Origin of the sequence: Streptomyces griseus subsp. griseus (assembly GCF_003610995.1) — a bacterium.
Lineage (GTDB): Bacteria > Actinomycetota > Actinomycetes > Streptomycetales > Streptomycetaceae > Streptomyces.
The window spans coordinates 2,910,908-2,924,820 of sequence record NZ_CP032543.1 but is presented as its reverse complement, the minus strand read 5'-3'; the positions used below and the strand labels follow the sequence as shown (position 1 = coordinate 2,924,820).

The following is a 13,913-nucleotide window of genomic DNA, read 5'->3' as shown; positions in this document are numbered from 1 at the left end:
CCCTACCGAGGCGGAGTGAGTTGAGTACGCAGAACAGGCTGACGCACATCGACGAGGCGGGCGCGGCCCGCATGGTCGACGTGTCCGAGAAGGACGTCACCACGCGCGTCGCCCGCGCGAGCGGCCGGGTCCTCGTCTCGCCGCGCGTCATCGAGTTGCTCCGGGGCGAGGGGGTCCCCAAGGGCGACGCCCTGGCCACCGCGCGCATCGCCGGGATCATGGGGGCCAAGCGCACCCCGGACCTGATCCCGCTCTGCCACCCGCTGGCCGTCTCCGGGGTGAAGGTCGACCTGAGCGTGGCCGATGACGCGGTGGAGATCACGGCCACCGTGAAGACGACGGACCGCACGGGTGTCGAGATGGAGGCCCTGACGGCGGTGTCGGTGGCGGCCCTGACGGTGATCGACATGGTGAAGGCCGTCGACAAGAGCGCGGTCATCACCGACGTACGGGTCGAGGCGAAGTCGGGCGGCAAGTCCGGCGACTACCGGCGCCCCGTGCCGGCGGGACCGGACGCGTGAGGCCGCCCGAGTCCGGAGCCCCCGGCCACGAACAGCCCGCGCAGGCGCCGGAGCCCGGCTATCGCGCCCTCGTCGTCACCGCCTCCAACCGGGCCTCCGCCGGGGTCTACGCGGACAAGGGCGGCCCCCTGATCGCCGAAGGGCTCACCTCCCTCGGCTTCACGGTCGAGGGCCCGCAGGTCGTCCCCGACGGCGACCCGGTCGAGGCGGCCCTGCGCGCCGGAGTCGCCGCCGGGTACGACGTGATCGTCACCACCGGCGGTACGGGCATCTCTCCCACCGACGCCACCCCCGAGGCCACCCGCCGCGTCCTGGACCACGAGATCCCCGGCATCCCCGAGGCGATCCGGGCCGAGGGGCTCGCCAAGGTCCCGACGGCCGCGCTCTCCCGGGGCCTCGCGGGCGTCGCCTCCCGCACCCTGATCGTCAACCTGCCCGGCTCCACCGGCGGGGTCCGCGACGGCCTCGCGGTCCTGTCCCGGCTCCTGGTGCACGCCGTCGACCAGCTCCGCGGCGGCGACCACCCCCGACCGGGGAGCCCGAGCTGAACATCGCGACCTGGCCGGTGACGCTGACCGACGGCGAGATCGTCCTGCGCCCGATAAAGATGCGCGACCAGCGGGTGTGGCGTGAGGTCAACCGGCGCAACCGCGACTGGCTGCGCCCCTGGGAGGCGACCGTCCCGCCGCCCGCGCCAGGCGGGCCGGTCGCCCAGCGGCCCACCTACCGCCAGATGGTCCGCCACCTGCGCGCCGAAGCGCACGCCGGGCGGATGCTGCCGTTCGCCATCGAGTACGAGGGCCGGCTCGTCGGCCAGCTCACGGTCGCGGGGATCACCTGGGGTTCGATGTGCTCGGGTCATATCGGCTACTGGGTCGACCAGGGCGTCGCAGGGCGCGGAGTGATGCCGACGGCCGTGGCGCTCGCCGTCGACCACTGCTTCCGCTCGGTGGGGCTGCACCGCATCGAGGTCTGTATCCGCCCGGAGAACGCGCCGAGCCGCCGGGTGGTGGAGAAGCTCGGGTTCCGCTCCGAGGGCGTGCGCCCGCGCTATCTGCACATCGACGGGGCCTGGCGGGACCATCTGGTCTTCGCGCTCACGGCCGATGAGGTGCCCGAGGGCATGCTCCGGCGCTGGCGCCGTACGCGGCCGACGGCCCCGCGAAGCCACGGACAGCCCGGCGAAATAAAATAGATGTTCGAATTTGATCGACGGATGGCAGCAATGGGTCGCACTATCGGTGACTGTTGATCCGATCAATCACAAAAAAAGTCCGTGATATCAGCCGGATCGTGCGACACACCGGGCCAATTGGCGGATGCCTCCGCGTAAACCCCTCTACGGTGTGAGCGTGAGCAGCAGCGGCCTCATCTACGCAGTCATCGTCGGGGCCTGGGCCGCCTACTTGGTGCCGATGTGGCTCCGCAGGCAGGACGAGCTCAACGAAGCCCGTCCGACGGAACGCTTCAGCACCGCCATCCGGCTGCTGTCCGGACGGGCGGCGATGGAGCGCCGGTACGCCAGGGAGCTGCGGGAGCGCACCGCCGAGGAGGCGGGGCCCGACGTCGACCCGGACGCCGAGACGGACCGTATGGATTCCGTCGACGTCCGGGCCTTTGCCGCGCCTCCGGCGCATACGGAAGTCAGGGTGCAGGACCCGGCGCACGCTCCCGAGCGAGCCCCTGGCCCCCATGCTTCCGAACGCCAGGCGCACGACCGGCGCCCGGGGCACCAGCCACCGGACCGCCAAGCGCACGACCGCCGGTCCGGCGAGCGCCCCGCGCCCCCCGGACCCCCGGACCAGCGCCGCCCGCGCACCGAAGCCGCCGACGCCGAGCGGGCCCGGCGCGCCCAGCGCTCCCAGGTCCTGGCGCGGCGCAGGCGGACAACGGTGGTCCTCTTCCTGGCCTTCACCCTCGGCGCGGTCGTGGCCGCGGTCGGCGGACTCGGCTTCCTCTGGGCGCCGGCCGTCCCCGCCGTGCTGCTGAGCACGTACATCGTGCATCTGCGTGCCCAGGAGCGGCGCCGGTTCGCGTTCACCATGGACCGCCGCCGGGCCGAGGTGGCGGCGCAGCGCCTGCGTGAGAACCGTCCCCGCGGGCACCAGCCCGCCGCCTCCACCCCCGCCGACCAGGACGACGACTCCGAAGCCCACCACCCGGAGCCGGAACCCACTCCCACCGTCTCCCCGCAGGAAGCCGGTCGCCGCGCCCTCGTGGAGCAGACGGACCACGCGGAGTGGGTGGACCAGCAGCGCGAACGCGGCCGGGTCCAGGGCGACAGCTGGGAGCCCGTTCCCGTACCGCTCCCCACCTATGTCACCGCCCCCGTCGCCCCCCGGGCCACCGGCGGCGTCGAGGTCGGCGACCCGGAGACCTGGAGCGCGGCCCGCTCCAGCACGGCCGAGCCCACCCAGACCGGCACGTCGCACCCGACCGCCCCTGCGGTGGACCCGGCGCCACGCCAGCGCACCAACCAGTCCCGCCGCACCCGCGACCGGGGCCGGACCCCCCTCTTCGACCAGTACGACGACGAGGACCGGCCCCGCGCGGCCAACGAATGAGACCGGCGGAACCCCGGCACCGCTGACCAGCGGAGGAGCGGATTTCCAAGCACCCGGGTAGGGGTGCTAGAGTTTCACTCGTTGCAAGGGCCTGTGGCGCAGTCTGGTAGCGCACCTCGTTCGCATCGAGGGGGTCTGGGGTTCAAATCCCCACAGGTCCACAACATGATCGTTCCGGAGTTCGCTCGGGAACGGTCCGCGAAATCCCGCCCAGTTGTTTCAACTGGGCGGGATTTCGCGTTTCTCAGGCTGGTGCCACGCGGAGGCCGCTGTTCCTGCGGTTCGGGATGTGGCGGAGCCGCCCGGGGAACGGCGTCGGAGGGCGCGTGGGAGGCCTTCACGCCCGCCATGCGCGAGCAGCGCCGCGGGTGTTGGGACAGGCGGCCGCAGGCGCCTTGCCGCTCTCGGCGAGGGCGGCCGTCCGGAGTGTCGGTGCCGCCGCAGCGGCGGCCTGTCCATCCTCCAGCGCCCAGCCCTCGTACCGGGCGGGTTCTCCAGGAGATGCCGTCGGCCGGCAGCTCGTCCAGATCCGGACCTTCGAAGAAGATCTCCGGGAAGTCGAGAGCTCTGGCGATGCGGCCCGTGGTGGCCCGTCGGGCGCTGTGCGACCCGTCTCGTGGCCCGTCGCGGTGGGTGACGGGTCCGGGCGGGTGCCCGGCCGGAGTTCCGGCCGAGGCACCCGCTCGTTGTGTTTCCGTCGTGTTTCTCTACAGTTCTCGGCCAGTTCTGTAGATAAGAGCCCCATCTCCGGTCCTTGTCGCGGCAGTTCCGATTACGCGAGAGTTCGATGCGCGGCGACAGGAACATGTCATCGCCGTCGGGCAGTGTCCATGGAACACATCGCGTGTCCCCAAGCGCGGTGTGGCCACCCCCCCCATTGTCTGGACGCTCGCCCGTGTAGCGGAAGGAATCGCGTGAAGCACGGAAAGAAGAACGCGCGCAGATACATCGTGGCGGCCTCCATCGGCGCCCTCCTGTCGGCCGGAGTCGCCACAGGGGCTTACGCCGGTGCGGCGGAATCCGCACCGCTGAAGTACCAGCCGGAGATGGTCCAGGCTCTCGCCACCACCCTGGGTGTGAGCGAGCGGGAAGCCGTCGAACGGCTGGATGAAGAAGCGCGGCAGCAGGGCCGGTTCGCGAAGCTGCGGGCCGAGAAGGTCTCCACCCTCGGGCCTTCTTCGCCGAGGACGGGACGCTCGTCGTCAACGCCGCCGACGCGCGGGCGGCGAAGGAGGTCAAGGCGGCGGGACTCGCAGCACGGGTCCCGGAGCGTGGTGAGGGCGAGCTGAACCGGATCAAGGCCCAACTCGACGCCAAGGCGCTCAAGAGCGCCCCGGCCGGAGTGTCGGCATGGTCCGTGGATCTCGCCTCCGACACCGTGACCGTCGAGGTCAACGGGGCCTCCGACGCCGCCACCCGTACCTTCCTCAAGGCCGCGAAGAGCAACGGCGACGCCGTACGGGTCGTCCAGGGCCAGGAGAAGCTGGAGACGCAGGCCGTCGTACCGCCGGGCAGCCGTATGACGTTCAACGGCTACCTCTGCTCCGTCGGGTACGGGGCGAAGGACCGCAACGGCAAGCAGGTGCTCGTGACCGCCGGGCACTGCATCGAGGACCTGCCCGCACTGGCCTACAACGGGACCCGGTTCGCCAAGGGCACCCACACCCGGTTCGCGCTCGGCACCCGCAGCGTGGACATGGGCATCGCCTCCGTGGACTCCGGCCACTCCATCGGCCTGGACATCACCACGTACGGCAAGGCGGGCACCGTCGCCGTCCGGGGCAGCCAGCGGGCCCCGCAGGGTTCGGCACTCTGCAAGGCCGGCCAGACCACCGGCTGGACCTGCGGCAAGGTCGGCTCGTACAACGTCAGCGTCACCTACACCGACCAGAACGGCGGTCCGGACACCGTCGTGACCGGTCTCGCCAGCTCCACCGTCTGCACCCAGGGCGGGGACAGCGGAGGCGCGTACGTCTCCGGCAACCAGGCCCAGGGGATGACCTCCGGCGGGCCGATCAGCCAGCGGTGCAACGGCCAGGTGAACTCGCCCGGTTCGTCGTACTTCCAGCCGCTGGACGACGCCCTCGCGTACTACGGGCTGACGCTCAACACCAAGTAGCCCCGACCGGGTGAAGGTGCCGCATACGCGGGAGACCGTCCACTGACCCTGGGCGGTCTCCCGTTTCCAACGTGTCCGTCATTCCGTCGTGTTCGTCATTCCGGCGCCTCGAAATCCCAGGCCACTCCGTGCACTCCGGGTTTGCAGCGGGAGGCGAGCACGTGGGTGCTGTGGGAATCGTTCATCGAAATGCGTCGCTGCGCGCGGGGCGGGGCGCCCACCTGGTCCCGGAAGTACCGCCGGCAGCCCGAGGGAAGCGCGTCCGGATGGAAGAACACCTGCTGAAGGTATTCGTGCAGATTCGCCCGCGACCACCGTTCGTAGTGCGTTGCCGGTTCCCGGGAGGGGCTCACATCGACCGAGTAACTCACCACTGTCGTATCGAGTTTGGCGAGTTCGCGGCCGAAGTGGATTTCCAGCACCAGGGATTTGAGTCCCTTGAGGTACGTGGCCTCGCCCAGCCGTCCGCTGTTGACACGGATGTCGAGTGGCTCGGCCTGTTCGTCGTCGAAGCTGAGCACGAAGAGCGCGCGGTCGGCTCCGGCGCGGCTGGCCCGCAGCACATTGGTCGTGCTGATGCTGCTCAGCGTTCCGCTCGGGCCCAGCCGTACGATGTCGTGGATCAGCAGCGAGCTGGTCTCCTGGTTGAAGTGGCGGAACCGCTCGCCGAGCGCCTTCTCCACCACCGAGTCCTCGCCCAGCACCTGAAGGGCCGCTCCCTCGCCCCGGGCCGGTGCGATCCGGCCGCGCGGGCGGCGCGGGCCGAGCAGCGAGCGCAGCGCCCCGCCCGGCAGGTCCAGGATCTCCTCCAGCACCTCCACGGCCCGCAGCGACCGGGCCCGCTCCGGCTGGCTGCGGCCGCGCTGCCAACTGCTCAACGTGGCCTGGCTGACCCCGATACCGCGCGCCCTGAGCCGCTCGCTCACCCGCTCCAGGGAGAGCCCGCGCCGGCCCAGCGCCTCCCGCAGGGCCGCCGGGAAGGCGTCGGCGCCCGGGGGAGGGGAGTCGCCCGAGGACGACCCGCCGTGGGAGGGGGCCCCGGCCGACGACCCGCCGTGCGGGGAGGCCGTGGCCGACGAGGCCCGGCCGTGGGGGGAGGTATCGGCCGACGAGGACCCGCCGTGGGGAGGGACTCCGGCCGACGGCCCGCCGTGGGGAGGGGGTCCGCCCGCCGGCCGTCCGCCATGGTGAGGGCCTTCCGCCGACCCCGCCTTCAGCGTGGCCCGCAGGTCACGGGCGTTCGTGGCGCCCGTGGCGCTTCGTCCGCCCTCGGCGTCCGGCAGTCCGACGCCCGCTTCCATCCTGCTCGACATGTCCCTCCCCCATCCCGGCACTCCCGCCGCAGGGCATCCGCAAGGCCCCCGCATACTGGTTGACCACCGGAGAGGGACCGGATAACAAAACCCCCAGGAGTGACCTGCCCCACACTCCGAGGGTGCGCTGCCTGGCGTCCTCCGCACGGCCCGAGGAAGTGAGCACGTGGTGAACAGCGTCAACGGTGTGGACGTCACCGCTCTGGTCGTCGCGGCCAGGGACGGGGACCAGGGAGCCGGGGAGCGGCTCGCCGCCCTCTACCTGCCGCTCGTCTACAACGTCGTGGGCCGGGCCCTCAACGGCCACCCGGACGTGGACGACGTGGTGCAGGAGACCATGCTCCGGGCGCTCTCCGGCCTCTCCTCGCTGCGCGATCCCACCCGGTTCCGGTCCTGGCTGGTGGCCATCGCCATGAACCAGGTCCGCACCCGCTGGTCCGTGCTCGGCCACCGCCCCGCCGCGCTGGAGGAGGCCGACGAGCCCGCCGACCCGGCCGCCGACTTCGTCGACCTGACCATCCTGCGCCTGGAGCTCTCCGGCCAGCGGCGCGAGACCGCCGAGGCGACCCGCTGGCTGGACGACGCGGAACGCGATGTGCTCTCCCTGTGGTGGCTGGAAACCACCGGCGAACTCACCCGGGCCGAACTGGCGGAGGCCCTCGGCCTCTCCCCGCAGCACGCCGCCGTACGCGTACAGCGGGTGAAGAACCAACTCGACGTCGGGCGCGCAGTCGTCCGGGCGCTGGCCGCCGAACCCCGCTGCCCGATCCTGGGCGACCTGGTCGCCGACTGGGACGGGGCGCCCACCCCCCTGTGGCGCAAGCGCATAGCCCGCCACATACGCGGCTGCGCCTCCTGCTCGGCCGGCGCTTCGGGGCTCGTACCGCCGGAGGGGCTGCTTTCGGGGCTCGCTCTGGTGGTGCCGTTGTACGAGGGGGGCCAGCACGCCGCCGCCGCTGTCGCCCCGGCCGTGGCTCCGGCCGCGTTCTCGGCGGGGAAGGCGGCGGGGCTCGTTGCCGCGGCGGCCGCCGTGACCTCGATCGCCGTACTCCTGTGGCCGTCCGCGCCCGCTCCGCCCGCACCCCGCGCCGAGGGGGGTACGACGCAGCTCCCGGCGCCCGCGCCCGTCACGACGACGGCGGCGGCCACCCCGTCCGTGTCCCCGACGCCCACCGCCACGCCGTCACCGACGCCGAGCCCGACCGCGCCGAGCGCCTCGCCGTCCACCGTGGCGCCGCCGCCGTCCCCGAGCGCGGCGCCCCGGGCGCGGCCCCGCCCCGAGACGCTCCTGGTCGCCGAGGTCAACACCCTGCGCGCCCACAACGACTGCCCGCAGCTGACCACCGATCCCCGGCTCACCGAGGTCGCCCAGCGCCACTCCGAGGACATGGCGGCCCGCGACTATTTCGACCACACGGACTCCACGGGCCGGAACATGGGCGACCGGGTGACCGACTCCGGCTATCGGTGGACCGCCGTCGGCGAGACCATCGCCACCGGGAACGCCGATCCCGCCGCCGTCGCCGAGCAGTGGCGCCGCAGCCCCGGCCGGGACGACGACATCCTCAACTGCAACTTCACGCACGTGGGCGTGGGCATCGCCGACTCTCCGCGCGGCCCCTACTGGACGCAGGTGCTGGCCACGCCCCAGTGAGGCGTCAGGGCTGCCGGAGCGGCTTGGCCATGCAGATGCTGCTGTCGTACGTCCGGTAGTGGCCGAACCTCTCCTCGCAGACCGTGTAGCCGCACGAGGTGTACAGCGCGACCGCCTCCGGCTGCTGGTCGCCGGTCTCCAGGACCATCCGGACCCGGCCGGCGGCCCGGGCGTCCTCCTCCAGGGCGGCGAGCATCCGGCGGGCCAGACCACGGCCGCGCCCCTCGGGGATCACGAACATCCGCTTGATCTCGGCGTCACCGTCCCCGTAGCCCTCGTCGTTTCGGTCCTGGGTCCGCCAGCCACCGGTCGCCACCGGGCGCTCCAGCTCGTCGTAGGCGAGCAGGTACAGACCGTGCGGCGGTACGAACATGGCCGGGTCGAGGTAGGTGACATCGCCCTCGTCGCCGTAGCGCTCGGCGTATTCGAGCTGGACCTGGTCGTTGAGTTTGACGGCGTCGGGGTGGTCGAAGCGGGATGGCCGGATGTTCATGCTGAGTATCGTATATCTATGAGTGGGGGTGGGGTAGGTACTGTTTCCGGATGCTGACTGTTACATCTGTGAATGTTAATGGGCTCCGGGCCGCCGCGAAGAAGGGCTTCGTGGAATGGCTGGCGGACACCGAGGCCGATGTGGTCTGCCTCCAGGAGGTCCGTGCCGAGCCCGGCCAGCTGGCCGAGGAGGTCCGTACCCCCGAGGGCTGGCACACCGTGCACGCCCCCGCCGCCGCCAAGGGGCGCGCCGGGGTCTCCCTCTACTCCCGGCAGGCGCCGGAGCGGGTCCAGATCGGCTTCGGCGGGTTCGGCGTACCCGGGGCCGAGGAGTTCGACGCGAGCGGCCGGTACGTCGAGATCGACCTGCCCGGTGTGACCGTCGCGAGCCTGTACCTGCCCTCCGGCGAGGTGGGCACGGAGCGGCAGGACGAGAAGGAGCGCTTCATGGCGGCCTTCCTGCCCTACCTCCAGGGTCTGAAGGGGCGCGCGGCGGCGGACGGGCGTGAGGTCGTGGTCTGCGGTGACTGGAACATCGCGCACCAGGAGGCCGACCTGAAGAACTGGAAGGCCAACCGGAAGAACTCCGGCTTCCTCCCCGAGGAGCGGGCCTGGCTGACCCGGGTCTTCGAGGAGGCCGCGTACGTCGACGTCGTACGGCAGCTGCACCCGGACGCGGCGGGGCCGTACAGCTGGTGGTCCTACCGGGGGCGCGCCTTCGACAACGACGCGGGGTGGCGTATCGACTACCAGATCGCCACGCCGGGGCTTGCCGCGCGTGCGGTCAAGGCGTGGGTGGAGCGGGCCGCCACGCACGACGAGCGGTGGAGCGACCATGCGCCGGTGACGGTCGTGTACGAGCGGTAGTTCCGGTCAGCCGGCTTTCGGCGGCTGCGTGCCGTCCTCGCGGCGCAGCCGCCGGTCCAGCGCCATCGACAGCTCCGCGTCCACCACCGCGCGGGCCAGTGGCCGGAGTTGGGCCGGTTCGGTCTCGGTGGCGTGGGCATGCAGTACGCGTACGAAGATTTCGGCGAGAGCGTCCGCGTGCTCGCGGACGCGGCGGCCCGAGGAGAGCACCGTGGCGAGCGGCACCCCTTCCCGTACGAGCTCTGCCGAGACCTCCAGCAGACGCCGGCTGATGTGGACGATCTCGTCGCCGTCGGTGGCGAGATAGCCCAGATCCAGCGCGGTGGCCAGGTTCTCCGGGGTCACCTCGCCCTCGAAGTAGTCGGCGAGCTGCTCCGGGGTGAGCCGGACCGGGGTCTCCTCGGTCGGCTCGCCGAGCCCCAGCACCTCGGCGACATCGCGCCCGCTCTCGAAGGTGGCGGCCAGATCCGCGATGCCGTTGAGGGTGTGGCCGCGCTCCAGCAGGCCCGTGATGGTCCGCAGGCGGGCCAGGTGGTGGCCGCCGTACCAGGCGATCCGGCCCTCGCGGCGGGGTGGCGGGATCAGGCCGCGCTCCCGGTAGAAGCGCAGGGTCCGCACGGTGATGCCGGCCTCCTCGGCCAGCTCCTCCATGCGGTATTCGCGGTCCTCGCGTCCTTCAGCCACAGGGGCACCCTATGTTGTACCGCCGGTAACTTTCCTCGGTCGGACCCCTACCCATCGGTACGAGCCTGCTCTACTCTCCGAACCATGCCAGTGATTGCTGGCGTAATCGTGTGACGTACCGCGGGAGGCGGCAGCATGGCCCAGCACGAGCACGTACGTGTGGCGGTGATCGGAACCGGATTCGGGGGCCTGGGGGCCGCCGTCCGGCTGCGCCGCGAAGGCATCACCGACTTCGTCGTCCTGGAGCGCGCCGACTCGGTGGGCGGCACCTGGCGCGACAACAGCTATCCCGGCTGCGCCTGCGACGTACCGTCCCACCTCTACTCCTTCTCCTTCGCGCCCAACCCCGACTGGCCGCGCACCTTCTCCGGCCAGGAGCACATCCGGGCCTACCTGGAGCGCGTCGCCGACACCTTCGGGCTCCGCCCGCACATCCGGCTGAACCACGAGGTGAAGCTGATGAGCTGGGACAAGGAGAACCTGTACTGGGTGATCGAGTCCGCCAACGGCACGACCCTGCGCGCGGATGTCGTCATATCCGCCACCGGGCCGCTCTCCGACCCCAAGACGCCCGACATACCCGGGCTGGACTCCTTCCCCGGCAAGGTCTTCCACTCCGCGCGCTGGGACCACGACTACGACCTGGCGGGCAAGCGGGTCGCGATGGTCGGAACGGGCGCCTCCGCCATCCAGATCGTCCCGGCGATCCAGCCGAAGACCGCCAAGCTCACGCTCTTCCAGCGCACGCCCCCGTGGGTCATGCCGCGCGTCGACCGTACGATCAGCAAGGCCGAGCAGGCACTCCACCGCGCGATACCCGCCACCGGCACCGCACGCCGCGGACTGCTGTGGGGCATAAGGGAGTTGCAGGTCAGCGCCTTCACCAAACACCCCGACCAGCTGGGCCTGGTGGAGAAGATAGCCAAGTCCAACATGGCGCGGGCCATCAAGGACCCGGCCCTGCGGGCCAAGCTGACGCCCGACTACCGCATCGGCTGCAAGCGCATCCTGCTCTCCAGCACCTACTACCCGGCGCTCGCCCAGCCCAATGTGGACGTCGTGGCCTCCGGTCTCAGCGAGATACGCGGCTCCACCGTCGTCGCCGCCGACGGCAGCGAGGCCGAGGTCGACGCGATCATCTTCGGCACCGGCTTCCATGTGACGGACATGCCGATCGCGGAGCGGGTCGTCGGCGAGGAGGGCATCACGCTCGCCGAGTCCTGGAAGGACGGGATGAACTCGCTCCGCGGCGCCACCGCCGCCGGGTTCCCCAACTGGATGACGATCATCGGCCCCAACACGGGCCTCGGGAACTCCTCGATGATCCTGATGATCGAGTCCCAGCTGAACTACATGGCCGACTACCTGCGCCAGTTGAACGTGCTCGGCGGCCGCGCGGCGCTCGGCGCCCGCTCCACCGCCGTCACCGCCTGGAACCACCGGGTCCAGGAGCGGATGAAGCGCACGGTGTGGAACACCGGCGGCTGCACCAGCTGGTACCTGGACGAGTCGGGCCGCAACACGACGGTCTGGCCGGGCACGACGGGTGAGTTCCGGCGGCAGACCCGGTCGGTGGACCTCGCGGAGTACGACGTCATCCGGGCGGCCGCGAAGCCGGGCGCCGGGCGGCTGGGCGGCAGCGGTCTGGTACCGGAGCAGCCGCGACGCGACGAGCGGGAGACCGTCACCGCGACGGACCCGGTGGCGTCCGCGGGGTCCGGCGGCGGCAGCGTCGTCGAGGAGGCCTCCCGATGAGCCGGCTCCTGCACCGCGACGACGCCCCGCCCGTCCCCGCGGACGAACTCTTCGTCACATCGGCCGACGGCTCCCGCATCCATGTGGAGCTGCACGGCCCCGAGGACGCCCCCGCCGTGGTCCTCGCCCACGGCTGGACCTGCAACACCCACTTCTGGGCCGCGCAGATCCGGGACCTCGCCGCCGACCACCGCGTCATCGCCTACGACCAGCGCGGCCACGGCCTCACCCCCGAACCGGGCCCCGGCGGCTACAGCGTCGACGCGCTCGCCGACGACCTGGAGGCCGTGCTCGCCGCCACCCTCGCCCCCGGGCGGAAGGCGGTGCTGGCCGGGCACTCCATGGGCGGGATGACGCTGATGGCGGCGGCCCGCCGCCCCGGCCTGCGCGAGCACGCCGCCGCCGTACTCCTCTGCTCCACCGGCAGCGGCCGGCTGACCGCCGAGGCCCTCGTGCTGCCGCTGCGGGCGAGCGCGTTCCGGACCCGCCTCACCGCCGCGGTCCTGGGGGCGAAGGCGCCGCTCGGCCCGGTCACCCCGGTCTCGAAGAAGCTCCTCAAGTACGCCACCATGGGCGTCGGTTCGGCCCCGGAGCGGGTCGACGCCTGCGCCCGGATCGTGCACGCCTGTCCGCGCCGCGCGAGAGTGGGATGGGGGCATGTGCTCGCCGGGCTGGACGTCACGGCGGACGTGCGGGAGCTACGGGTGCCGACGGCGGTCATCGCCGGTACGGGCGACCGGCTCACCCCGCCGGTGCACGCCCGGGCCATCGCGGCGGCGCTGCCGGTCGGCCTCGGACTGACCGAGCTGCCCGGCATGGGCCACATGACGCCGCTGGAGGCCCCGGAGGCCGTCACGGCGAAGCTCAGGGAACTGACCACCCGGTACGTCGCAGCCCCGACGGCCGCCACGGCCGCCCCGTCCGAGAAGGAGGATGTCGCATGAGCAGCAGGCGGAGTCTGGAGGGCCAGGTCGTCGTCGTGACCGGCGCGGCCCGGGGCGTGGGCGAACTGCTGGCCCGCAAGCTGTCGGCGCGCGGCGCGATGCTGGCGCTCGTCGGCCTGGAGCGGGACGAGCTGAAGAAGGTCTCCGAGCGGCTGCACGGCGAGAGCGACCACTGGTTCGCCGATGTCACCGACCACGCGGCGATGGCCCAGGTGGCGCGCGAGGTCAAGGAGCGGTTCGGCAAGGTCGACGTGGTCGTCGCCAACGCGGGCGTCGCCTCGGGCGGCCCGTTCGTCGACTCCGACCCGGACGCCTGGCGGCGGGTCATCGAGGTGAACCTGATCGGCGGGGCGGTCACCGGACGGGCGTTCCTGCCGGTGCTGACGGAGAGCCGCGGCTACTTCCTCCAGATAGCCTCGCTGGCCGCGATCACCCCGGCGCCGATGATGACGGCGTACTGCGCCTCCAAGTCGGGCGTCGAGGCGTTCGCGCACAGCCTGCGCGCCGAGGTGGGCTACAAGGGCGTCAAGGTCGGCGTCGGCTACCTCTCCTGGACCGACACCGACATGGTGCGCGGCGCCGACCGGGACGACGTGATGCGCGAGCTGCGCCAGCGGCTGCCGTGGCCGATGAACCGGACGTACCCGCTCGGCCCGGCCGTGGACCGGATCGTCGACGGCATCGCGCGGCGCTCCCCGCATGTGTACGCCCAGTGGTGGCTGCGCGGGATGCAGTCGGTCCGGGGCTACCTGCCCTCGGTCATCGCGATCGGCGGACAGCGCGAGATGCGGCGCTTCGAGCCCCGCCTCCACACGGTGTCGAAGGGGCTGGTGGGGGCCGGGGGAGCGGCGGACCAGGACGCGCGTGCGGAGCGTGCGGACCGTACGTAGGTGCGCCTGCGGGGCCCACGTCACGGTCGGTAGTGGTCCGAAATGCGCGGGATGTCGGGGCGTGCAACGCTGAGCACGGCCCCGCTGGGGGCCATCCCCACACGTACCCC

General features: G+C 72.0%; 12 protein-coding genes, 1 tRNA gene and 1 pseudogene. 11 read left to right on the top strand and 3 right to left on the bottom strand.

Translation table 11 applies throughout. The annotated features are described in order from the left end of the window. Positions 1–20: 20 nt before the first annotated feature. The 6 genes and pseudogenes from moaC (at position 21) to D6270_RS13250 (ending at position 5,204) form a co-directional block, all read left to right on the top strand. The gene (gene moaC, locus D6270_RS13275; RefSeq protein WP_109165206.1) at positions 21–521 is read left to right on the top strand and encodes a cyclic pyranopterin monophosphate synthase MoaC; all 501 of its coding nucleotides are present in this window, start codon (positions 21–23) and stop codon (positions 519–521) included. Continuing rightward, the gene (locus tag D6270_RS13270) at positions 518–1,069 is read left to right on the top strand and encodes a MogA/MoaB family molybdenum cofactor biosynthesis protein (RefSeq protein ID WP_109165207.1); all 552 of its coding nucleotides are present in this window, start codon (positions 518–520) and stop codon (positions 1,067–1,069) included. Before moaC ends, D6270_RS13270 begins: the two co-directional genes overlap by 4 nt. A 17-nt stretch (positions 1,070–1,086) precedes the next feature. Beyond that, a complete protein-coding gene (locus tag D6270_RS13265) occupies positions 1,087–1,716 on the top strand; it encodes a GNAT family N-acetyltransferase (protein WP_109165208.1) in 630 nt (209 codons plus the stop codon). Between the two features lie 124 nt (positions 1,717–1,840). After that, positions 1,841–3,085, top strand: coding sequence for a divisome protein SepX/GlpR (glpR, locus tag D6270_RS13260; RefSeq protein WP_109165209.1), 1,245 nt, complete (start codon positions 1,841–1,843; stop codon positions 3,083–3,085). An 87-nt stretch (positions 3,086–3,172) separates the two neighbouring features. Further along, positions 3,173–3,246 (top strand) — tRNA-Ala (locus D6270_RS13255). Positions 3,247–3,999: 753 nt separating this feature from the next. Next, positions 4,000–5,204 (top strand): annotated as a pseudogene (locus D6270_RS13250) (S1 family peptidase). Positions 5,205–5,299: 95 nt separating this feature from the next. Here D6270_RS13250 and D6270_RS13245 read toward each other — a convergent pair. Continuing rightward, on the bottom strand, positions 5,300–6,505 hold the full coding sequence (locus tag D6270_RS13245; protein WP_109165211.1) for a helix-turn-helix domain-containing protein: 1,206 nt from the start codon (positions 6,503–6,505) through the stop codon (positions 5,300–5,302). A 178-nt stretch (positions 6,506–6,683) separates the two neighbouring features. On the opposite strand from D6270_RS13245, the gene D6270_RS13240 reads away from it, so the two are divergent. After that, positions 6,684–8,171 carry a sigma-70 family RNA polymerase sigma factor gene (locus D6270_RS13240; RefSeq protein ID WP_109165212.1) on the top strand — a complete coding sequence of 496 codons (1,488 nt, stop codon included), beginning with the start codon at positions 6,684–6,686 and terminating at the stop codon, positions 8,169–8,171. Positions 8,172–8,175: 4 nt separating this feature from the next. Here D6270_RS13240 and D6270_RS13235 read toward each other — a convergent pair whose 3' ends face one another. Then, positions 8,176–8,664, bottom strand: coding sequence for a GNAT family N-acetyltransferase (locus D6270_RS13235; RefSeq protein WP_109165213.1), 489 nt, complete (start codon positions 8,662–8,664; stop codon positions 8,176–8,178). 50 nt (positions 8,665–8,714) lie between these two features. On the opposite strand from D6270_RS13235, the gene D6270_RS13230 reads away from it, so the two are divergent. Next, positions 8,715–9,530 carry an exodeoxyribonuclease III gene (locus D6270_RS13230; protein WP_109165214.1) on the top strand — a complete coding sequence of 272 codons (816 nt, stop codon included), beginning with the start codon at positions 8,715–8,717 and terminating at the stop codon, positions 9,528–9,530. A gap of 6 nt (positions 9,531–9,536) precedes the next feature. Here D6270_RS13230 and D6270_RS13225 read toward each other — a convergent pair whose 3' ends face one another. Further along, on the bottom strand, positions 9,537–10,181 hold the full coding sequence (locus D6270_RS13225; RefSeq protein ID WP_109167465.1) for a MerR family transcriptional regulator: 645 nt from the start codon (positions 10,179–10,181) through the stop codon (positions 9,537–9,539). Between the two features lie 168 nt (positions 10,182–10,349). Between D6270_RS13225 and D6270_RS13220 the strand changes: the two genes are divergently transcribed. The 3 genes from D6270_RS13220 to D6270_RS13210 are packed head-to-tail and all read left to right on the top strand — an operon-like array spanning position 10,350 to position 13,803. Further along, positions 10,350–11,969, top strand: a complete 1,620-nt coding sequence (locus tag D6270_RS13220; protein WP_109165215.1) for a flavin-containing monooxygenase — start codon at positions 10,350–10,352, stop codon at positions 11,967–11,969. Then, positions 11,966–12,913 (top strand): alpha/beta fold hydrolase, encoded by a 948-nt coding sequence (locus D6270_RS13215; RefSeq protein WP_109165216.1) that lies wholly within the window; start codon positions 11,966–11,968, stop codon positions 12,911–12,913. Before D6270_RS13220 ends, D6270_RS13215 begins: the two co-directional genes overlap by 4 nt. Further along, entirely contained in the window at positions 12,910–13,803 is an 894-nt protein-coding gene (locus D6270_RS13210) for an SDR family oxidoreductase (RefSeq protein ID WP_109165217.1), read from the top strand. The genes D6270_RS13215 and D6270_RS13210 overlap by 4 nt, the downstream gene beginning before the upstream one ends. Positions 13,804–13,913: the final 110 nt, after the last annotated feature.

What these genes read in the sequence shown, in the direction of transcription:
- glpR (WP_109165209.1), top strand. Translation starts at nt 1,841, where the DNA reads ATGCCTCCGCGTAAACCCCTCTACGGTGTGAGCGTGAGCAGCAGCGGC.
- D6270_RS13245 (WP_109165211.1), bottom strand. Translation starts at nt 6,505, where the DNA reads ATGGAAGCGGGCGTCGGACTGCCGGACGCCGAGGGCGGACGAAGCGCC.
- D6270_RS13235 (WP_109165213.1), bottom strand. Translation starts at nt 8,664, where the DNA reads ATGAACATCCGGCCATCCCGCTTCGACCACCCCGACGCCGTCAAACTC.
- D6270_RS13230 (WP_109165214.1), top strand. Translation starts at nt 8,715, where the DNA reads ATGCTGACTGTTACATCTGTGAATGTTAATGGGCTCCGGGCCGCCGCG.
- D6270_RS13225 (WP_109167465.1), bottom strand. Translation starts at nt 10,181, where the DNA reads ATGGAGGAGCTGGCCGAGGAGGCCGGCATCACCGTGCGGACCCTGCGC.
- D6270_RS13220 (WP_109165215.1), top strand. Translation starts at nt 10,350, where the DNA reads ATGGCCCAGCACGAGCACGTACGTGTGGCGGTGATCGGAACCGGATTC.
- D6270_RS13215 (WP_109165216.1), top strand. Translation starts at nt 11,966, where the DNA reads ATGAGCCGGCTCCTGCACCGCGACGACGCCCCGCCCGTCCCCGCGGAC.
- D6270_RS13210 (WP_109165217.1), top strand. Translation starts at nt 12,910, where the DNA reads ATGAGCAGCAGGCGGAGTCTGGAGGGCCAGGTCGTCGTCGTGACCGGC.